At 28.9% G+C, this 343-nt stretch carries 1 protein-coding gene; it reads left to right on the top strand.

Features of this window, described 5'->3' with window-relative positions; genetic code table 11:
* Window positions 1-343: histidine kinase (locus OM075_RS25895; protein ID WP_301193424.1), on the top strand; the 343-nt coding region annotated here is incomplete at both ends.

Genomic DNA, 343 nt, shown 5'->3' with positions numbered 1-343 from the left:
AATATAACTCAATTATCTAATTTTCTAAATATCGAATTCAGTAGCCTTGATCATAATGATATTAGAGAAATACTCTCCAGTCTTGAACATATATCCGAACAGGCTCTTATTTTAATTGAAAACATTTTAGAATGGTCGCGCATTGAAAGATGCCTGATACAACCTGTATTTAATACCATTTGCATAGATGATCTTTTTAATCATGCGATAAATTTACATAAGTCTTTGGCCAAACATAAACGAATTAGAATTATTAAAGAGGTTGAATTGGATGAATGTATCCTATGTGATATAGATATGACCAAGACAGTTTTGAGAAATTTAATTTCAAATGCGATTAAAT

Source organism: Plebeiibacterium sediminum (genome assembly GCF_026013605.1).
In the GTDB taxonomy this organism is placed as follows: Bacteria; Bacteroidota; Bacteroidia; order Bacteroidales; family Marinilabiliaceae; genus Saccharicrinis; species Saccharicrinis sediminus.
The sequence above is the reverse complement of the archived record's forward strand: the minus strand, read 5'-3'. Positions and strand labels throughout refer to the sequence as shown.